Origin of the sequence: Psychromonas antarctica (genome assembly GCF_022267535.1) — a bacterium.
Classification (GTDB): Bacteria; Pseudomonadota; Gammaproteobacteria; order Enterobacterales; family Psychromonadaceae; genus Psychromonas; species Psychromonas antarctica.
On sequence record NZ_JAHNZV010000053.1, the window covers coordinates 1 to 19,451 of the forward strand.

Below are 19,451 nucleotides of genomic sequence, written 5' to 3' on the forward strand. Positions count from 1 at the left end.
GTAGCTTGATCCTTGCCTGTTTGAAAAAGGAAAAACCAAGGAAAGCACAGGTTGACGAGCATAAAATGGAAAAACAGCTGAAAAAGCTGTTTTATCTTAGCAAAGATCATTTGAGCGAGAATTGCTGAGGGACGGCCAGAGAGATTGCTGTGTAATCATTAATGACGTATAAAGACTCTAATTTAAGCTTTTCTTTCAATGATTTTTTAGAAAACTCCCAACTCAGATTAGTCATCACTACGTGATCATTTTCAACGGGGCAGGCAATACCAATACAAAGATGCTTAACTTCCCCTTGTAATGTTGAAAAATATTGCACCAGTGCCGCATCAAGCGTTATAAACTCTGCACAAGCGAATTCCCTTAATTTAGTTAACTCACCTGTTTCTAGATCACAGACAGAAAGTCGGATATTTGTACCGCCAACATCAGCAACAACTGATAACATATTTTTTTCTCCAATCATAATTAAAAGTAAAACATAAATTTTACAGACGGCACTCGCATTTTCTGTAATTAAATAACGTCAAATTTGATCTAAAACAGCTTTAGTCTGTAATAAAATGACATGTTGTCATCGCTTATTTATAATAAAGCTCAGTTTAGGGTGTCTGCAAGTCTATTTTTCATTGCGCACATAATATCACTCAAAGATAGTAAAAAGCTGATTTGAAACAGTTATCTAACTATCAAAAGCAACTTCCTAGAAATACCAGAGTTTAACTTAGAAATAATAAATCACAGTGGTTTGATATGAATACTTTAGAGTTAATTCAAAAAAATTTAGATACTTTTAGCAAATCAGAACGAAAAGTTGCTGAAGTGATTATCGCATCAGCACAAATTGCTATTCATTCAAGCATCGCAACGCTTGCAAAAATGGCTGATGTCAGTGAACCAACCGTAAACCGTTTTTGTCGGCGACTCGATACAAAAGGTTTTCCTGATTTTAAATTACACCTAGCACAAAGTCTTGCTCATGGGACCCCCTATGTAAATAGGAATGTTGATGAAGATGACGGGCCGAGTGCGTATACGGCAAAAATATTTGAATCAACGATGGCTTGTTTAGATGTTGCTAAAAATGCACTAGACACGTCCTTAATAAATCGTGCTGTAGATGTACTTACACAAGCTAACAAAATTTCATTTTTTGGCTTAGGTGCATCCTCATCGGTTGCCCATGATGCGTTAAATAAATTCTTCCGCTTTAATATACCCGTCTCCTGTTTTGATGATATCGTCATGCAGAAAATGAGCTGTATAAATAGCACCGAGGGTGATGTTATTGTGCTGATATCGCATACCGGACGCACTAAAGCGTTGGTTGAAGTTGCCCAACTTGCCCGTGAAAATGACGCTTTTGTTATCGCATTAACAGCATCTGGCTCACCGCTTGCTTTGCAAAGTAATTTAGTGCTTTCTGTTAGTGTGCCAGAAGATACTGATATTTATATGCCGATGGCTTCTCGTATTGCACAATTGGTGTTAATTGACGTATTAGCGACGGGGTTTACGCTGCGCCGTGGCCCTAAATTTCGAGATAATTTAAAACGCGTTAAAGAAGGGATTAAAGACTCTCGTTTCGATAAATTTAATCTTAAAAGCTAACAATTCAAATACTTATGTAGATAACTCAGGTTAATGGGCGTATTACATTTATATAAAATAACGACCACAGAGCGCACAGAGGCGTTACGCGCTCCACAGAGAAAAGACAATACAGAAGTTATAAGCTTTTATGTTTTCCTCCTTTAACTCTGTGTCCTCGGTGGTCTAAGTTTTTAATTGTTTTTCGTTGTTACCTGAGTTGAATGCATAAGCATGTAATTTTATTTGTAATACTTACCAAGTATTGTTGAAAGATACTAACCAACATTTATAGGAGCAGATAATGCTAAGACGTACTAAAATTGTAACTACCTTAGGGCCAGCCACTGACCGTGATGATAATTTAGAAAAAATCATTGCTGCAGGTGCAAATATGGTGCGTATGAATTTCTCTCATGGAGAAGCGATTGACCATGTAAGACGTGCTAATGAAGTGCGCGAAATAGCAGCCCGTTTAGGTAAAGAGGTTGCCATTATGGGGGATTTACAAGGGCCTAAAATTCGTGTTTCAACATTTAAAGATAACAAAATTCATTTGGCTGTTGGGGATAAATTTACCTTAGACAGCGACATAGAAAAAGGTCAAGGTGACCAGCACGCTGTTGGCCTTGATTATAAAACATTGCCACAAGAGGTTGTTACTGGCGATATGTTATTGCTTGATGATGGCCGAGTGCAGCTTAGAGTTGAGCAAGTAGTGGGTAACAAGGTTGAAACAGTGGTCGTTATTGGTGGGCCTCTCTCTAATAATAAAGGTATAAATAAACAAGGCGGCGGTTTATCTGCGGCAGCTCTGACAGAAAAAGATAAAGAAGATATTATTACAGCTGCGCTCATTGGCTGTGATTATTTGGCTGTTTCTTTCCCTCGTTGTGGTGATGATCTGCGCTATGCGCGCAAACTCGCTTTAGCCGCGGGTTGCGATGCAAAAATTGTAGCAAAAGTCGAGCGTGCTGAAGCTGTTGAAACTCAAGAAGCACTAGAAGATATTGTTCTTGCATCGGATGTTGTGATGGTGGCGCGTGGTGATTTGGGTGTTGAAATCGGTGATGCACGCTTAGTTGGTGTACAAAAGAACATGATCCGAACTACGCGTCGATTAAACCGTGTGGTTATCACTGCAACACAGATGATGGAATCAATGATCAGTGCACCTATGCCGACACGTGCTGAAGTCATGGATGTTGCCAATGCCGTACTGGACGGAACAGATGCGGTCATGCTTTCGGGCGAAACTGCAGCGGGCGATTACCCTGTCGAAACCGTCAAAGCGATGAGTGAGGTCTGTCTAGGCGCCGAAAAACACCCAAGCATTAATGTGTCTAACAATCGCATGAATTACCGATTCGATGATCCAGGTGAAGCGCTAGCGATGACGACTATGTTTGCCGCTAACCATACCAATGGTATTAAAGCGATTGTTGCGTTGACTGAATCGGGTTCAACACCCTTATTAATGTCGCGTCTTAGCTCTGGTTTACCTATTTACGCACTTTCGAGTAATCCTAAGACATTGCGTTATTGTGCGCTATACCGAGGTGTTACGCCGATTAAATTCCGCTCAACTACCACTAATAGTGTTGAATACATTGAAAATGCATTGCAGACTTTAAAAGATGCTGGTTGCCTTGCTGAAGGGGATCTTATTTTACTTACCCATGGTGACGACAACGATGCAGGCTCGACAAATACTTGTAAGATAATTAAAGTGTAACGTGCATTAAATACAAACTCACTTCTGCCACTTGATGGGGCTATAAACGTCAAGTGGTAGGCTGTGAGTCGTTCAATGCAAGCTCATCTTTCCTACAAAAAAAACGATCATCGGCAAGCTCATTGAAGTCGTTCTATTGGCGTTTTTTAATTTACGTTTATTCAGCCTGAGTATTTTTTAACCTTCGCTTGCTGGCTTTTTTAAAAATGCTTTCTCATTAAATTTTTGAGGTTCTCCCCCATTGTTGTGGCTTTCCTGAAACGTATATATTTGCGCCTTTAATTGATAAGATTGCTATGCTACTGGCTTTGTTAACGATGCGCTGCATAATTGACGCTTATTCGAACGCCTAAATTTGCGCCTTTCATTGATAGCAGTTTGATTTTATTTATTAGAAAACAGACTAAGGAAGATAGATGACAACATTGGTTCAAGTCACAGACCTCAGTAAGCAGTATCACTCCGTTATGGCGGTTAAAGATATCTCTTTTGAACTCCGTGGTGGGCAGGTGCTTGGCTTATTAGGACATAATGGTGCCGGTAAATCATCGCTAATCGGCGCGCTTCTGGGGGCGCTGAGTTGTCAGGGCGATATCCAAGTTTGCGGCTTAAATCCGCTTAATCAGCATGCACAATTAATGCAGCATCTAGCCTATATTTCGGATGTAAATATATTACCGCAATGGATGACTGTTGCGCAAATTCTACGTTATAGCAGTGGCGTACACCCGAGTTTTAATATTCATAAAGCCAAGCAATTATTAGGGAGTACGCAAATTGCGCTGTCCACAAAAATAAATTCATTATCTAAGGGAATGAAAGTACAACTGCATTTATCGATGGTGATGGCAACAGACACTAAAGTACTCATTCTCGATGAACCTACCTTAGGGTTAGATCTTATCTATCGAGAGACCTTTTACCGGCAACTTAGCGAATGGCTTGAGGGCGGTGAACGTACTCTGATTATCGCCAGTCATGAAGTCAGTGAGATTGCACATTTGCTCACGGACATTTTAATACTAAAGCAAGGTGAGAGTCTTTTACAAGGCAATTTAGATAGTATTATGAACGACTATTTTATTATTGATGCGGTGCATCAGCAGCAGTCTATTATTGAACAGTTTTCACCGATAGGATCTCAAGTTGGCCTTGGTAGTAGTAAATGGTTACTTAAAAGTCAGTATCGCTTACAGGCTGAAAGTTTAGGGGTAATTATGAATCCTACATTACAGGATATTTTTATTGCTTTACAAAAGGGGGAAGCATAATGCATCCGAGTTTCTTTATGCTTGAAAAAGAGCTGCTTGAACATAAAATCATTACTCGTTTACCGCTTTATTTGTTGTTGATTGGCTTCTTGATGCTTGCTGCTATTGTAATTAATATGGGATCAGCGAATGATATTTCCATGCAATTCAATTATCAGGGGGATATGGCTAACAATGGTTTAGATCTAACACCCGGAATAAGCTCTCTTATCTCTTTTGCTGCAGGTATTGTTTCGTTATTTTTATCAATTGTGTATCTATCGAGCACATTTCGTAAAGAACGGCAGGAGGGGAGTTTGATGTTCTGGCGTAGTATGCCCGTCTCTGATCTATTGACCCATGGGGTCAAACTGGGCGTTGCTTTGATTTTAATCCCCCTTATTTGCTCGTTGTTGTTACTTTGTAGTGAACTCTTTATCTGGCTTATTTCGTTAACGCAGGCGCAACATTTTATGGGGCTTCTGACGGAGCTATCGCTGTTTAGCATAACCTCTGACTGGTTACTTTTTCTGGCGAAAATGATGCTAGTGAGTCTCTCTATACTACCCTTGGCTTGTTTGCTACTGGCTGTTTCACAGCGACTAAACTCACCCTTATTAATGGTTATTATCGGCGCTTATACGTTAAAGTTGCTCAGTCGTTATGTTTTTGCCCTTGACGGCGTTGCCACTTTTATCCATAGGTTCAGTACATTGCCGTTTACACTGCTGAGTTCGCCTCAGCCATTAGTGGCGTTTGCACAGGTTAGTTGGTCTTACTATTTACTTTATTATCTCTTGGGTGCGCTGTGTTTAATGGTGAGTCTGTCCATAAGAAAGCATGGTGAACTTAATATTCGCGCAATGTTTGCGAGGAGTTAACCAATAAGGCGAAGCCCTTTGGCTGCGGAAAGGAAATATAAAGCCCCTTTAAACATGAGTATAAAGGGGCAATAAATTTAGGCCGTGATCGACTTATTCTTGATTGTCCATAGATGCATTAGTTCAAGCGCAATAGTTGCACCCGCTAATGCAGTTATCTCACTGGAATCATAAGCCGGTGAAACTTCCACTACATCCATACCGACCAGATTGATCCCCTGTAACGCGCGTAATATTTTTAATATTTTATCAGTGCTTAATCCACCGCAAACAGGCGTGCCCGTGCCTGGAGCATAAGCGGGATCTAAACAGTCAATATCAAAGGTTAAATAAACAGGGAGCGCGCCAATTTTAGTGCGGATTAAATCGCAAATTTGCTCGACAGAAAGATCATTACCCTGCATCGCATCAATCACCGTGAAAGGGTGGTTGCTGGTATTGTAAGAAGTACGAATACCAACCTGAACGGAATGTTGTGGATCTATCAATCCCTCATTCGGCGCATGATAAAACATCGTGCCGTGATCAAAACGGCTGCCACAATCATAAGTATCGGTATGGGCATCAAAATGAATTAAAGCCATTTTGCCGAATTTTTTATAGTGTGAACGCAGTAGTGGCAGAGTAACAAAATGATCCCCACCTAGGGCGAGTAACGCTTTGCCTGAGGCGAGTATTTCGCTGGCTGCATCTTCCACTTTTTGTGTAAACTGCTGTGCATCACCACAATCGTAAACCAAATCACCGGCATCAATAGCGCTAATCTGCTTAAGCAGATTAAACGTCCAAGGATAGCGGTAACCTTCCCAAGCTAGATTAACAGAAGCATGACGAATCGCAGTCGGCCCCATACGGGCGCCAGAACGACCTGTGGTTGCCATATCAAAAGGCAGGCCTAATATGGCCATATCTGCTTTAGCATTAACTGGATCCGTTGCTAACGGTAAGCGTAAAAAAGTCATCGCATTAGAATAAAGTGAATTATCCGTTTGTTGAAATAGTTTGCTCATTTTATCTTCCTAGAAATCTTCTAAATAGGTATAGCCTTTGAGGCCTAAAACCAACTCATTAAAGATACTTTCACGTTCTTCAGGGGCTAATTTACTATTCACTAATTGTAAGTAAGTCTCTTTAAATTCTTCAGGATCTAAGCTCACATAATTGAGCATATCTTCAACAATGTTACCATGTGCAACTTCAGTGACTTCAGCTTCACCTTCTTCATCCACCATGACGACAGCACTGTTTGTATCACCGAATAAATTATGCATATTACCCAAAATTTCTTGGTATGCGCCCACTAAGAAGAAGCCCATTAAATAAGGTTTCTCTTCAGTCCAACGTGGCACTAACAATGTCGTTTCAATTCCTTGACCATCAACATAATGATCAATTGCACCATCTGAATCACAGGTGATATCGAGTAACACAGCACGGTTTTGGATCGGTTCATCTAAGCCATTTAAAGGCAATACAGGGAACACTTGATCGATTCCCCATGAATCAGGTAATGATTGGAATAGGGAGAAATTAACAAATAGTTTATCGGCTAATTTTTCATTTAAGTCATCAATAATAGGGCGGTGAAAGCGGTTCTTTTCATCCATTAAGTTATTGAGTTCATAAGAAACACGAAGATGTATTTGCTCACCCCAAGCGCGTTGTTTTAAGTTGATTAAACCTGTTGAGAACTGGCTATGCACTTCTGCGACATCGTTTTGCGTGTCGTGATAAATTTCGATCAATGCGCGATCATCATTACGCATATCTAACTGTTCCCATGACGCCCACATATTGTGTAATAGCACAGGATCGTCTTCATGAGGAGGAAGCAGCGTTTCCGGCTGATAAGATTCAGCTCCGATTACATTAGAGATCAATACGGCGTGATGGGCCGTGAGTGAACGACCTGATTCAGAGATAATAGCCGGTACTGGCTGTTCGTAGGTATAACAGACATCGGCAATCGCTGAAACTATATTGTTCGCGTATTCTGCTAGGCTATAATTCATTGAATTAGATGACTGGCTGCGAGTACCATCGTAGTCAACCGCCAAACCACCGCCGACATCCATATAAGCGACTTGCGCGCCTAACATGCGTAATTCACAATAAAAACGTGCCGCTTCGCTTACGCCAAAACGCACGTCACGGATATTGGCTATTTGCGATCCTAAGTGAAAGTGGACTAGTTGTAAGGTATCTAGCTTGTTTTCTGCCGTCAGCGTTTCAACAACGGATAAAACTTGTGAAGCAGATAAACCAAATTTTGACTTTTCACCACCGCTCGCTTGCCATTTCCCTTTACCTTGAGAAGCTAGACGAACGCGAATACCTAAACGCGGTTTTACATTAAGCGCTTTGGCTTCTGTGAGAATCAATTTAAGCTCAGACATTTTCTCTAATACGATATGTACTTTATGACCGAGTTTTTCGCCGATTAACGCTAAGCGAATATATTCGCTGTCTTTATAACCGTTACAAACAATCACTGAAGAGGCTTTTTGCGCGAGCGCTAATACTGCTAACAACTCGCCTTTACTACCCGCTTCAAGTCCAAGCTGTTTCACTTCGTTATTATATTGGCTGGCTAAAATTTCATTAACTACTTCGCGCTGCTGATTTACCTTGATCGGATAGACCAATAAATATTTCTCAGCGTAATCGTATTTTTCGATGGCATTATTGAATGCCTCACATAGTCCATTGACACGTTGATGAATAATTTGTGGAAAACGCACTAATATAGGCAGCGAAAGTCCTTTTTCTTGAATTTTTTCGACAACAGTACTGAGGTCAACACTCATTTCTGGATTATCGTACCGAGGGGCAACATAAACATTACCAGTATCGTTGATACCGAAGTAGCCTTGACTCCAATGACGTACATTGTAGGAAGCGCGAACATGCTCAAGAGAGGTTTTCTTATTCATTGATGATCCTTTAAAGTTGCAGTGCATACCCTATATCACCCCAGTGGTGATTTTTTCGCATTAGAATCAAATCAAAGCATAAAGTCCAGCAAATAAAAGCATATTTACAAATTAAATCTTTCAATCGGGCTAATATGTTAGTGAATTGTTTGTTTTGCGGGGAACCTCGCAATTAAGAGAATACAATATACGCCAACCATTTTTTAGTTGCACCGTTTTTTGCGGTGCGATTAAGAGAGAGCTCATTTGGGCGGAGGAGGTAAACATCTGCAGTCGAAATCTACGGCGAAGCGAATTTTATTACAAAACAGCGCCTTTATTAGTGTATATTTTAAGGTACTTAGAGGGTGTTACTGCACCCTTTTCTGTTTTCAGGTGGGTTTATGACCGTTCTCTCTTCAAATAGTGTTTTTACTTCTCTCCAACAAGCAGGCCCTTTTGCGGTGTCTGACAATGCATTTAATGCGGGGCGGTTTAGTAGCTCCACCCGACAATGGGTAAAACGGTTACAGCAAGATCCCAATAATATCGCTAAATACCGAGCGCTACGTAGTCAACTTTTTGAATTTTTAGGCGTAGACAGCCTATACCAGATTCAGAATTTAATTGCCGATAGTACACTTCACCAGTCACGCAGTGAGCGGGCTCTGCGTTTATTAGGTAATATGTTTGGCATCAATGGCAACCTTAATGAGATAAAAAATCGTGTTGAAGAGTATGCGCGCAGTGCCGATGCGGTTGTTTATTCTATTAAAGGAAAAATCCTTGCGCCCTATGCCTCCTATATCGAAAATACCAATGAAATAGAAGTTACTAATAATCCGGTCGAACTGTTATTGATCATGTTTAATGATGATTATCATAAAAAAGCGCGTTTTGAAGCTCGCCGCAAACTGATTTTAATGACACTAGCGGGGAGTATCGACCAGCGCGAGCATGAAACCGATATTGAGCATAAATTTTCCGCCTTTCTGGCATTTTTAAATGGTTATGTATGGAGTCCGAATCTGAAAATTGGCGAATTAGATTCCGTGTTCCTGTATTCCAAGCATCGTCTCGATGATTATTACTGTACTAATGTGTCGGTATTGACACCCGAGCAGGCAAAGTTAATTAAACCGAGTAAAGGGGAAAAACTGACCTTAGTTAAACGTCGTAGTTTTACTTTGGGTAAAAAACATATCCCCATTTATGTTTCTATAAGAAAGAAACCCCCCGAAGCTAAAGTGCTAAAACTGCTTAGAAAAAACCAAAAAAACCCAGCCGTTGCTGTCGATGATGAATTAGGGTTAATGGCCGTGCTTGACTCGGTGAGTGATGTTAAGGCGTTCCAGCAACATCTTACGCGTAGCGCATCCAAAGCTAACTCATTAATGGTCCTCGAAGATATCTCTGATACCTTAGTCGAGCATACGCAGTATCGCGGCCGAGCAACAGGCTCTAGCAATAAAACAGCGATGATGAAATTCTTTGCCCGCTTAGGCGGAATGCGCGTTGAGTTTATTATTCATACCAATCAAACTTGGTTAAATTATATGTACCAGCAAGATGTGGCGCACAATGAGTATGAGGTCAAACGTATGTTTGATAGCGGCGTAATTGAACTACTCTTTCCAATGGATGTGTATCATCTTGAACATAGCAATACACGTACAGAGATGTTGCAATTTTTCCGTAAACAAATTGAGTCGTAACTTGGCATTTTTTTACAGCGTTTTATTATCTAGGGCGGATAGTTAATATGCGATTATTATTAATTTTCAATATGCGAACTCATAGATGCTGCATAGTGTAGATATTAGTTGGGCACAGCTTGCGCTATTTTCAGTCGTGCTTATTATTCCGCTACTGATTAATCGTTATTATCAGTTAGCGATGACGAAAGAGATCTTAATTGCCGTGTCCCGTATGACGGTGCAACTGATTTTAGTTGGTTTATATCTACAGTACGTATTTTCAATCAACAGTCTACTGCTTAATGTCATGTGGATAATAGTGATGATATTAATTGGCAGCAGTGCTATTGTCGGCAAAGCTCAATTACCTAAGCGAGCTCTTTTTATGCCTGTTACATGCGGGTTAACGGTCGGCTTATTACCACTAATGTTACTTCTTTGTTATGCCATTATTCGCCCCGATCCCGTGTACAGTGCGCAATATGTGATTCCGTTAGCGGGAATGTTATTAGGTAACTCATTAAGCTGTAATATCGTCGCCCTACAAAATCTCTTTGAGGCGTTTGCATTGCGTAAAAACGAATATGAGGCGGCAATCGCATTAGGCGCGGATCCTCAGTCTGCAGCTCGTCCCTTTGTACTGGCGGCGCTCAAGAAAGCACAAGCGCCTATTTTAGCGTCGATGGCAACAACAGGACTGGTGACATTGCCGGGCATGATGACCGGACAGATACTCGCTGGCGCAGATCCTATACTCGCTATTAAATACCAATTGGTTATCATGATTGCCATTTTTGTAATGACCAGCGTATCACTCACAATCACCCTACAGTTAAGTCTGCAAAGCGCATTAGACAAAACGGGTCTCGTTAAGGTTAAGATATTTAATTAAGTGTGCCTCCTCACTTTATTAAAAAATCAAACGCGCGGTTTTCACTTTTAAAAAAAGCATAATAAACGTTTTAAATTCATTCTGGTGATCCCGTGGGGATAAGGTGAAATAGATGCGGGTAAAACTAGAAAAAGCGCGGCTAATTAAACGTTACAAGCGTTTTTTGGCGGATATATTGTTACCCAGTAATGAGCAACTGACTATATATTGCCCGAATACGGGGGCGATGACTGATTGCGGCGATGCTGGGGATGAAATTTGGTATAGCCATTCGCATAATCCCAACCGTAAATATCAGCAAACTTGGGAGCTAACCCACAGCAAAGCGGGTCATTGGATTTGTGTTAACACCGCCAAGGCTAATCAGCTGGTGGCTTTAGCGCTTGAGAATGGGGAAATAGACGAACTGCAAGGTTACGCCAATATTCAAGCCGAAGTGAAATATGGTACAGAGAAAAGTCGTGTGGATTTTTTATTAACGGATGAACAGCGTACTCACTGTTATGTCGAGGTAAAAAGTTGCACTTTACTGGATGAGCGCTTTGGCAAAGGGCAAGGATTTTTCCCAGATACGGTAACCCTGCGAGGACAAAAACATTTACGAGAATTAATCGCAATGAAGCAGCAAGGGCAGCGCAGTGTATTGCTCTTTGCCGTGTTACATAGTGGTATTCACAAAGTGGCCGCTGCTGCCCATATTGATAAACAATATGGTTTGTTATTCGAACAAGCCAAACGTGTTGGTGTTGAGGTTATCTGCTTTTATCCCAACCTTTATGAGTATTTTTTTGACCTATAAAAGTGTCATCGCAAAAGCAATAAAAAGATGGCTAATCTGCGATCATCATCAGCAGTGTCGAGGCGGTCATTGCGCCCATTAACCAATTAAAATTACGCTTTCTTTTACGCGAGGTCAGAAATCGGCCAATAGCCACGCCTAAACAAGCCCAGAGACTAATGGCGATAAACCCTGTTGTCGCGAAAGCGGCCATTATCCATAACCCAGATTCAATATATCTCTCCCCCGCAAGGGTAAAGGTACTAACACTGCCAATACACATGGCCCACGCTTTGGGATTAATAAATTGAAATAGTGATGCGGAGAACAATTTAATGGGTACTGTGTTTGTTGACTCAAGCGGTTTACTGAAACTCTCTTCATCAATGCTCGCATTGGCTATTTTCCATGCTAGCCAAAGTAGATAGGCGGCACCTAACACTTTCAGAGTCTGGTATAAAATCGGATACAGTTTAAATAAAACACCCAGTCCAATCAGTACAGATGCCAATAGTACGGCAATACCTATAATAATGCCTAAAATATGCGGTAGGGTGCGGCGATAACCGAATTGTGCTCCTGATGCCAATAACATCATATTATTTGGGCCAGGGGTGACTGACATAACAAAGCCAAAGAGTGTGATTGCGAAGAAAAATTCATGTTCCATTTTATAGTCCTTTTAATTTAATATTGCTTTCTTGTGGCGTTTTATTACGGATAAACTCATTAATCGGTGGCGTAATCGGTAGCTAAAAAGGCGTGACGAAGATTATTGAGTAATGAATTTAATAACATGATCCTCTGTTCTCTTTTGTTAGGCGTTATGGACTCGCTTGTTGATCGACGATGGATATCTTAAATAATCGCAATAAAACAATACAGACTCAAAAATAGGTTATTAAAGGGATACAGATAGACATAAATTAGCCTGTATCGTTTTTTTAAAGCCTATCTGTATGGTATTGATCCGCCATTTTTCGCTATGATAGGGATCTGTTTGTTTTTTGATTTGCTGAGTCTGATATGAAATTGTATGAAAAATTAGCGGCTAGTTTGCGTTCTCATATTGAGCAGGGATTATTTCAAGGTGGGGATAAATTGCCGTCAGTTCGACAGCTCGCAAAGCAACATGAAGTGAGTATTTCTACTGTGCAAGAGGCATATCGTCATTTAGAGGCCGATAATTTGCTAGAGGCACGGCCCAAATCGGGTTATTTTGTTACCGCCAGTGTGCCACTTTATCAATTACCGAAGCCATCTCGTCCAGCGCAGCGACCTATTGATGTTTCACAATGGCATGAAGTATTAAATCTATTATTGAGCAAAAATGTCGGTGCCATACAGTTGCAGCATGCCATGCCGATTATGGACGTGCCCTCGCTGGATCCTTTACTCAAAAAAATTGCGCAGTTGACCAAATATCAGGCGCGACTGAGTTTGCCCTATGGTGATGTGATGGGGGCGTTTATATTGCGTGAACAGATTGCTCGTCTTACCTTGGCATCTGGTTGCCAATTACACCCTGATGAGCTGGTGATAACCTCTGGTTGTCAGGAAGGATTAACGGTTTGTTTGCGAGCTGTTAGCGAACCTGGGGATATAGTCGCTATCGAATCACCCAGTTTTTATGGCTCAATGCAGGCCATCAAAGCCGCTAATTTAAAAGCGATGGAAATCCCAACCCATGCGCAAACAGGGTTAAGTATTGAAGCATTGGAGCTGGCACTTGAGCAATGGCCTATTAAAGCTATTCTATTAACCCCTACTTGCAATAATCCTATGGGTTACAGCATGCCAGAAGCCCATAAAAAGCGCTTGTATCAACTTGCGCAAAGTTACGATATTGCCATTATTGAAGATGACATTTATGGTGATATTGCCTATCAATATCCGCGCCCTAAAAGTATTAAATCTTTTGATGAAGATGGCCGTGTATTACTGTGTTCCTCTTTTTCTAAAAGTCTCGCACCGGGCTTGCGCGTGGGTTGGATAGCTCCTGGGCGTTATCGTGATAAGGCGACTCATATTAAATATGTGAGCAGTTCTATGTGTCCAACCTTGCCGCAGTTGGCGGTGGCCGATTTTATTCAATCGGGTGGTTATGAGCGCCACTTAAGACGCTTACGTCTGCAACATAAGTTGGGGCGGGATCAGTTGATTAATGCACTTAATAGATACTTTCCCATTGGCACTTGTATCAGCTTTCCGGAAGGGGGCTATTTACTTTGGGTTGAATTACCGAAGCGGGTGGATGCGGTTAAATTGGCGCAACAAAGTGCACAGGCGGGGGTTAATATCGCTGCTGGTACGCTATTCTCAGCGACTGGGAAATACCGTAATTGTATGCGCCTTAATTTCAGCGAGCAAGATGCAAAAATACGCGAAGAAGGGATCCGTCAATTGGCTTATTTTATTAATCAGCAGTTAATTCACCGTGAGTAAGTCAATTATCCCCTCAGCAGCGACAGAAAAAATGCTGATTAAAACTAATCGCTACGCTAAGGTCGGATTGTCATAATTAGTGGAGAAACATGGTGATGGAAATAAGCACTAAAAACAGGGCAAAGATGCGTTTTAAAATATGAGAGGGTAAATAACTTGCCAATCTTGCTCCATATTTAGTGGTAAAAATAGACGTCCCTGAGATACAAAGCAGTGCCGGTAAATAGACATAACCTATGCTATATGGCGGTAGGTTATCTGCATGAGTTCCATGCCAAATAAAACCGAGCATGCCGGATAACGCAATAATGCCACCACAGACTGCGGAAGTGCCTATTGCCTTTCTAATTTCAATGCCGTGGCGATTTAAAAATGGGACGGTAAGCGCGCCGCCACCAATACCAGCTAAAGTAGCGAGGCTGCCGATAATAATACCGCTAACAGCAGTGAAAAAGCGATTGGGCATAGAGCGAGCCGTGACGATTAGAATGGAAGAAAACATTTGTAGTGCGAGCAATAACACAATGACAGCGAATACTTTAGTTAGATACTGACTGGGTATCAAATCCGCTATAAATGATCCTAAGAAACCGCCAATGATCACTCCAGGAATCAACCATTTTACGACGAATAGATCGACATTACCGAGCTTAATATGATTAATCGCAGAGGAGCCGGAAGTTAAAATAATGGTCGCCAGCGAAGTGGCAAGCGCAAAGTGCATCACCAATTCCGGGGCTATTCCTGTCATTGGAAGAATGAAAACCAGTGCCGGTACCACTTGTAAACCACCACCAATTCCTAACAAACCCGCTAGAACGCCTACTACAGCCCCTAATGCTAAAAGCAAGGCTACCAACTCAATAGTCACATTCTTATCCTGTTTTTTTTGAATCATTAATTAAAAAAAATATTATACGCTACCAAGCAGTTAACATCACTCTATGGTGTATAAAGAAAACAAACTTATAAATAACATGACTATGCACTTAACTCAGATAAACACAAAAAAAGTAAATGTTTACCACGCAAATTTCATGCAACTGTAAAACTATGTTTTACATTCAATTACAGCGCTAAAAAGAGAAAAACACTTATATTTACGTTTTCTCGGTGTAACGCGCAGCGTCTCCGTGTTCTCTGTGGTGATTCTCTAATCTTGTACAACAACCGGGGTTATCTAGATCAGCATGTTAAATAATTTATCGTTAAAATGTATGGCCAAATCTATAGGTGGGCAAGTTAATTAGGTACAGTGATATCAACGCATTGAAAACTTAAAAGCGGTTAAGCTTATTATAATAAATAAGTTAGCTTTTATTGCGAAAAGGGATCCGCCGAGCTATCAATACGAATTAATACAGCATCAGGTCGCCAGTACTCAAATTCACAATCAATAATATTGCCATCTTGTTGATAATTGACGCGCGATATTTTTAATACCTGTTGTCCTTCCGATAAGTTCAATGCCTTGGCGACTTGTTTACTCGCGCCTGTTGGATACACTGCAAATATTGATCGCGAGGTGCAATAATCATATCGCGCTTGATATAACTCGGTTAACGATTGGCTTAAGTCCAGTTGTAAAATACCAGGGAAAACCGGAAGTATATTAGCGCTGATGTTTAATCTCAATGAACTACAACAAGTGAGTTAGCCTATGAAACAGTCTTTGACCATTTTTGATCTAGATGAAACTTTAATTGCAGGTGATAGCGCGCTGATTTGGAGTGAGTTTTTGGTGCAGGAGGGAGTGATTACCGATCCTAAATTTTTGCAAGAAGACCGACGTTTAATGAATTTATATGCGTTGGGTGAGTTGGATATGCAAGCTTATCTTAGCTTTGCTATGGCACCCATCAGGCATTTATCTACGGTTGAGGTTGACCGATTAGCAGCCCTATGTGTTGAACAACAGATATTGCCACGTTTGTATCCACAAGCGCAAAGCTTATTAACCAAGCTTTACGAAGAAAAGATTTGTACGCTGATCATTTCAGCGACGGTCAGTTTTATTGTTAAAAAAGTTGCTGAAAGATTAGCGATAAAAAATGCGTTGGGAATAGATCTCGTTGTCGAAGATGGCTGCTACACCTCGAAAATAAAAGGGACAGCGACTTATCGCAGTGGCAAAGTGATACGGCTTAATGAATGGTTGATGCTCCAAAACCGAAGTTTTTCACCGCTGGAATTTTATACGGATTCGATTAACGATCTTCCTTTGTGTTTGCATGTGGACAACCCCATCATGGTCAATCCCTGCCGACAATTAATCCAACAGGCACAGTTGTATAACTGGCCCGTTCTATCGTGGTAAAAGGTGCGCGGTATTGCAATTAAGTAAAATTGCAGTTATTTCTACTGTTGCTTAATGACCCTATATATCTACGTTCTCTTGCGATCACTGTGTTGTGCGAGATAGTTTTCTACTGTTTGCAGAAGCGCATTATTGGCTATTTTTAAAGTGTTAAACATCACCCAAAGGTAAGGATCATTGTCATACCAACGCCAACGCTTAGAATCGAGCGGGAAATCAATTGCTTTTTCTAAAGAAAGCAACCCTGGATCAACTTGTTTCACCAAATCCATCACGCCCCTTACGATAAAATCTCTGCTTTTCTGATCTCGTTCTTTAAGGGTATCCAATTCCCCCCCTAAAAAGGGGTGTTTGTCATACCATCTATTCATAATATCCTCACTATCTATTTAGTTTATCTGCTCTGGCCAAAAATAGATAAAATGGCAAGTTAAGATTCAAATCATTCAGCCAGCATCTCCCATCAGAAGATTACAGTTTTTGAATGACTTTAGAGTTCATGTTGAATGTAGTGTAAAGGTTTGCAATAGCCAGCATAGGACGATTTTTATCAGAATAAAACCAATAATATTAGCTTTTTTAATTTATATCTTAAAAATTGCAGGCAAGGTAAAGCGTGGTTAGAATGGTAAGGTACTTCTCCGCCTTTTTTTTAGTGGCTTAGCGAGCAAACGTGCAAATCATTTTTACTTCATAACTGCTTATCTTATCCGCATGGTTGGATTATAAATAAGCAGTTATAGGGTTTTCTTAGAGTCTCTTTATAATGGATACTTTTTGCATATCCATTCAAAAATACTTTCAACATCTTTGGCTTTGCACAATTCGCTGCCATGGTTCATGGTTGCAGCCGTACCGGCAGCCACACCACGCCTTGCTGCTTCTCTGATTGACTGGCCATTAGCTAAAGACAATACCGTTGCACCCACTAAACTGTCACCGGCTCCCACTGTGCTATTTTTTTGCACTCGTGGCGGCACTATCTGCTCACAAATGTCTTTTGTCACCAATAATGCACCTTGTGGACCAAGCGAAACGAGCACGATTTGCGCTTTTCCTTCACTAATAATTTGTCTCGCTTTATCTTCTAATTCAGCAGGTTCAATCAGTTCTGAATTGGTTAATACGGCTAATTCATTGGCGTTTGGTTTGATTAAATATAAGCCCCCATTAGTGACGGCTTGTTTTAATGCGTCGCCGGAACCATCATAAATCACTTTAATCGTATGTTGCTGACAAAACTTAATAACATCTGCGACAATATCACCGGGCATATTGTCTGCCACACTGCCACTAATCACACAGTATTGGGCATCTTGATGATCATTAAGCTTATTTAGTAATGCAGACTGTTCATCAATAGAAAGCTGAGTACCGGGCATAATGAAACGGTATTGTGCATTATCATGTGTTGTAACCACATTTAAATTTTGACGAGTCCATTGCTGGCACGACGAAGGCTCTGCCAATACTCCTTCGGCTAATAATAATTGTGTTAGATGTTCGCCTGATGATCCTCCCGCAGGATAAAGGGCTGTGGATTCTCCGCCTAGCTTATGGATGGCTCTGGAAACATTAATACCTCCACCGCCAGGTTCAAAGGCCGGCGTAGAGCAACGTAGCTTTCCATCTGCAATAATACGAGGTGTTGTTGAAGCACAATCGAGTGCGGGATTGAGTGTTAATGTAATTATTTTTGTCATCTAGCGGATCCTTACTTAAATTAAATAAACCATAGGACGTTCTAAATTAGATGTTTATTGTTATATGACATGCTGGCTAATATATTGTTTAAACAGAGCGATGGCTATTCTCGCAACCTATTAAAAACTAATGAGCTGTGTTTTTACGTATACGATATTCATGCTCTGTGGATGTTATGTCAAGTGTCCAGTTTCTACTTTATATTGTAATTGGCGCGCAAGGCCACTGTTTCTCACCGGGTCTTATCCCTTTTTGCTTTTAACTATTATTAATTATTTCCTTTGATAACAGGGCGATAGTTAACATTTAATAAAGTAGTGGCATGTATTGGTTTAAAGGTAATGGCAGACACGGAGTGGTATCGCTCTAAAATTTACTGAGGCGTTTGCTAGAGGTGAAAATTAATAGTATTAGGATCTTATTATTTGCCGCTTTGTGCTCCTCGCAGCGATTAAGTTTTTGTAGGAGCAGAATTTGATTCGCGTGTTAAGTGTAAAAAAAGACCTAATGCAGTTAACAGTAATGCGGTACTCGATATTATCGCTACGGGATAATATAAATTCCCAGCCATTTCCAATTGACTATATTTTATGACCATAATGAGTCCTTCAAGCGATAGTGCAATACAAACTGTTCCGATAAATCGCGGAATAGTTCGTCTTAAGCTGGCGACAGCGTCTCCTTCTTCTTCTTCATCGCCTGAATACTCTTTATTAATAACTAGAGCTAATTCGAAAACCGCAAGTCCGATTATTCCTGTATTTATACTGCTCAAAAAAATATCCATTATATCTGTGCCCTTTAAAATACCCTGTGTGACAGTACTCAGTAAGGAAAATATAATAGCGGCCGCTAAGCCTAAAAAGATCAATGTAAATAATTTTGCGAATATTGTTTTGATTGTAGATCCAATTTTATTATTCATAAATTCTCTATTAATATGTTGATTTATATTTCAAATCAGACTCATAACTAGTGAGGCTGGTTGCGATCCTGAATAACAGAGAGCATTACTCTACGCCGTTATTGCCACGAGTGCACCTTGAAGGGACTGAGCAACGTTATTTAAAAAGTTTTAGGTATCTCTTGGCTAAGCTGTCTTCTCCAGTTACATTTTTTAGTATACTAGTACCAGAGATCATAAGTCCGTGTGGATTTTATCAATACTCTCCCGAGCGTTAATTTTCAGCGGAATAACTCTTTTTAACACTAAAGTATTCTTGTCTTCGATTGTCCATTCAAACTCTTCA

The 19,451-nt window shown here is 40.6% G+C and carries 18 protein-coding genes; 9 read left to right on the top strand and 9 right to left on the bottom strand.

The genetic code is table 11. The features are described 5' to 3' along the window. Positions 1–106: 106 nt before the first annotated feature. Positions 107–448 carry a glucokinase gene (locus KSO91_RS11255; RefSeq protein ID WP_238743096.1) on the bottom strand — a complete coding sequence of 114 codons (342 nt, stop codon included), beginning with the start codon at positions 446–448 and terminating at the stop codon, positions 107–109. Positions 449–753: 305 nt separating this feature from the next. On the opposite strand from KSO91_RS11255, the gene KSO91_RS11260 reads away from it, so the two are divergent. The 4 genes from KSO91_RS11260 to KSO91_RS11275 all read left to right on the top strand — a co-directional run bounded on the left by KSO91_RS11260 (position 754) and on the right by KSO91_RS11275 (position 5,456). Next, the gene (locus tag KSO91_RS11260; protein WP_238743097.1) at positions 754–1,611 is read left to right on the top strand and encodes a MurR/RpiR family transcriptional regulator; all 858 of its coding nucleotides are present in this window, start codon (positions 754–756) and stop codon (positions 1,609–1,611) included. Between the two features lie 283 nt (positions 1,612–1,894). Further along, entirely contained in the window at positions 1,895–3,325 is a 1,431-nt protein-coding gene (pyk, locus tag KSO91_RS11265) for a pyruvate kinase (RefSeq protein WP_238743098.1), read from the top strand. 416 nt (positions 3,326–3,741) lie between these two features. Then, positions 3,742–4,596 (top strand): ABC transporter ATP-binding protein, encoded by an 855-nt coding sequence (locus KSO91_RS11270; RefSeq protein WP_238743099.1) that lies wholly within the window; start codon positions 3,742–3,744, stop codon positions 4,594–4,596. Then, positions 4,596–5,456, top strand: coding sequence for a hypothetical protein (locus tag KSO91_RS11275; protein WP_238743100.1), 861 nt, complete (start codon positions 4,596–4,598; stop codon positions 5,454–5,456). The genes KSO91_RS11270 and KSO91_RS11275 overlap by 1 nt, the downstream gene beginning before the upstream one ends. A gap of 77 nt (positions 5,457–5,533) precedes the next feature. Here the strand turns inward: KSO91_RS11275 and speB are convergent, their stop codons facing one another. Next, positions 5,534–6,466 (bottom strand): agmatinase, encoded by a 933-nt coding sequence (gene speB, locus KSO91_RS11280; RefSeq protein WP_238743101.1) that lies wholly within the window; start codon positions 6,464–6,466, stop codon positions 5,534–5,536. 9 nt (positions 6,467–6,475) lie between these two features. Continuing rightward, complete coding sequence (speA, locus tag KSO91_RS11285; RefSeq protein ID WP_238743102.1) at positions 6,476–8,389, bottom strand: biosynthetic arginine decarboxylase; 1,914 nt, start codon at positions 8,387–8,389, stop codon at positions 6,476–6,478. 383 nt (positions 8,390–8,772) lie between these two features. On the opposite strand from speA, the gene KSO91_RS11290 reads away from it, so the two are divergent. The 3 genes from KSO91_RS11290 to sfsA all read left to right on the top strand — a co-directional run bounded on the left by KSO91_RS11290 (position 8,773) and on the right by sfsA (position 11,756). Further along, complete coding sequence (locus KSO91_RS11290) at positions 8,773–10,083, top strand: hypothetical protein (protein WP_238743103.1); 1,311 nt, start codon at positions 8,773–8,775, stop codon at positions 10,081–10,083. 85 nt (positions 10,084–10,168) lie between these two features. After that, on the top strand, positions 10,169–10,957 hold the full coding sequence (locus tag KSO91_RS11295; protein WP_238743104.1) for an ABC transporter permease: 789 nt from the start codon (positions 10,169–10,171) through the stop codon (positions 10,955–10,957). 112 nt (positions 10,958–11,069) lie between these two features. After that, positions 11,070–11,756, top strand: a complete 687-nt coding sequence (gene sfsA, locus KSO91_RS11300) for a DNA/RNA nuclease SfsA (protein ID WP_238743105.1) — start codon at positions 11,070–11,072, stop codon at positions 11,754–11,756. Positions 11,757–11,787: 31 nt separating this feature from the next. On the opposite strand, the gene KSO91_RS11305 is transcribed toward sfsA, so the two are convergent. Next, positions 11,788–12,405: a LysE family translocator gene (locus KSO91_RS11305; RefSeq protein ID WP_238743106.1), complete on the bottom strand. Its 618-nt coding sequence runs from the start codon at positions 12,403–12,405 to the stop codon at positions 11,788–11,790. 356 nt (positions 12,406–12,761) lie between these two features. Between KSO91_RS11305 and KSO91_RS11310 the strand changes: the two genes are divergently transcribed. Further along, entirely contained in the window at positions 12,762–14,180 is a 1,419-nt protein-coding gene (locus tag KSO91_RS11310; RefSeq protein ID WP_238743107.1) for an aminotransferase-like domain-containing protein, read from the top strand. Between the two features lie 76 nt (positions 14,181–14,256). On the opposite strand, the gene KSO91_RS11315 is transcribed toward KSO91_RS11310, so the two are convergent. Beyond that, positions 14,257–15,051, bottom strand: coding sequence for a sulfite exporter TauE/SafE family protein (locus tag KSO91_RS11315; RefSeq protein WP_238743108.1), 795 nt, complete (start codon positions 15,049–15,051; stop codon positions 14,257–14,259). Between the two features lie 446 nt (positions 15,052–15,497). Next, on the bottom strand, positions 15,498–15,815 hold the full coding sequence (locus tag KSO91_RS11320) for a UTRA domain-containing protein (RefSeq protein WP_238743109.1): 318 nt from the start codon (positions 15,813–15,815) through the stop codon (positions 15,498–15,500). 25 nt (positions 15,816–15,840) lie between these two features. Between KSO91_RS11320 and KSO91_RS11325 the strand changes: the two genes are divergently transcribed. Continuing rightward, positions 15,841–16,497 carry an HAD family hydrolase gene (locus tag KSO91_RS11325; protein ID WP_238743110.1) on the top strand — a complete coding sequence of 219 codons (657 nt, stop codon included), beginning with the start codon at positions 15,841–15,843 and terminating at the stop codon, positions 16,495–16,497. Positions 16,498–16,565: 68 nt separating this feature from the next. Here KSO91_RS11325 and KSO91_RS11330 read toward each other — a convergent pair whose 3' ends face one another. The 3 genes from KSO91_RS11330 to KSO91_RS11340 all read right to left on the bottom strand — a co-directional run bounded on the left by KSO91_RS11330 (position 16,566) and on the right by KSO91_RS11340 (position 19,126). Further along, on the bottom strand, positions 16,566–16,868 hold the full coding sequence (locus tag KSO91_RS11330) for a hypothetical protein (RefSeq protein WP_238743111.1): 303 nt from the start codon (positions 16,866–16,868) through the stop codon (positions 16,566–16,568). Positions 16,869–17,258: 390 nt separating this feature from the next. Beyond that, complete coding sequence (pfkB, locus tag KSO91_RS11335; RefSeq protein WP_238743112.1) at positions 17,259–18,200, bottom strand: 6-phosphofructokinase II; 942 nt, start codon at positions 18,198–18,200, stop codon at positions 17,259–17,261. Between the two features lie 452 nt (positions 18,201–18,652). Continuing rightward, a complete protein-coding gene (locus KSO91_RS11340; RefSeq protein WP_238743113.1) occupies positions 18,653–19,126 on the bottom strand; it encodes a hypothetical protein in 474 nt (157 codons plus the stop codon). Between the last annotated feature and the right edge of the window lie 325 nt (positions 19,127–19,451).

Coding starts and splice junctions, on each gene's coding strand:
- speB (WP_238743101.1), bottom strand. CDS start 6,466: ATGAGCAAACTATTTCAACAAACGGATAATTCACTTTATTCTAATGCG.
- KSO91_RS11260 (WP_238743097.1), top strand. CDS start 754: ATGAATACTTTAGAGTTAATTCAAAAAAATTTAGATACTTTTAGCAAA.
- KSO91_RS11340 (WP_238743113.1), bottom strand. CDS start 19,126: ATGAATAATAAAATTGGATCTACAATCAAAACAATATTCGCAAAATTA.
- KSO91_RS11325 (WP_238743110.1), top strand. CDS start 15,841: ATGAAACAGTCTTTGACCATTTTTGATCTAGATGAAACTTTAATTGCA.
- KSO91_RS11255 (WP_238743096.1), bottom strand. CDS start 448: ATGTTATCAGTTGTTGCTGATGTTGGCGGTACAAATATCCGACTTTCT.
- pfkB (WP_238743112.1), bottom strand. CDS start 18,200: ATGACAAAAATAATTACATTAACACTCAATCCCGCACTCGATTGTGCT.
- KSO91_RS11295 (WP_238743104.1), top strand. CDS start 10,169: ATGCTGCATAGTGTAGATATTAGTTGGGCACAGCTTGCGCTATTTTCA.
- KSO91_RS11275 (WP_238743100.1), top strand. CDS start 4,596: ATGCATCCGAGTTTCTTTATGCTTGAAAAAGAGCTGCTTGAACATAAA.
- KSO91_RS11330 (WP_238743111.1), bottom strand. CDS start 16,868: ATGAATAGATGGTATGACAAACACCCCTTTTTAGGGGGGGAATTGGAT.
- sfsA (WP_238743105.1), top strand. CDS start 11,070: ATGCGGGTAAAACTAGAAAAAGCGCGGCTAATTAAACGTTACAAGCGT.
- KSO91_RS11270 (WP_238743099.1), top strand. CDS start 3,742: ATGACAACATTGGTTCAAGTCACAGACCTCAGTAAGCAGTATCACTCC.
- KSO91_RS11310 (WP_238743107.1), top strand. CDS start 12,762: ATGAAATTGTATGAAAAATTAGCGGCTAGTTTGCGTTCTCATATTGAG.
- KSO91_RS11305 (WP_238743106.1), bottom strand. CDS start 12,405: ATGGAACATGAATTTTTCTTCGCAATCACACTCTTTGGCTTTGTTATG.
- pyk (WP_238743098.1), top strand. CDS start 1,895: ATGCTAAGACGTACTAAAATTGTAACTACCTTAGGGCCAGCCACTGAC.
- KSO91_RS11290 (WP_238743103.1), top strand. CDS start 8,773: ATGACCGTTCTCTCTTCAAATAGTGTTTTTACTTCTCTCCAACAAGCA.
- speA (WP_238743102.1), bottom strand. CDS start 8,389: ATGAATAAGAAAACCTCTCTTGAGCATGTTCGCGCTTCCTACAATGTA.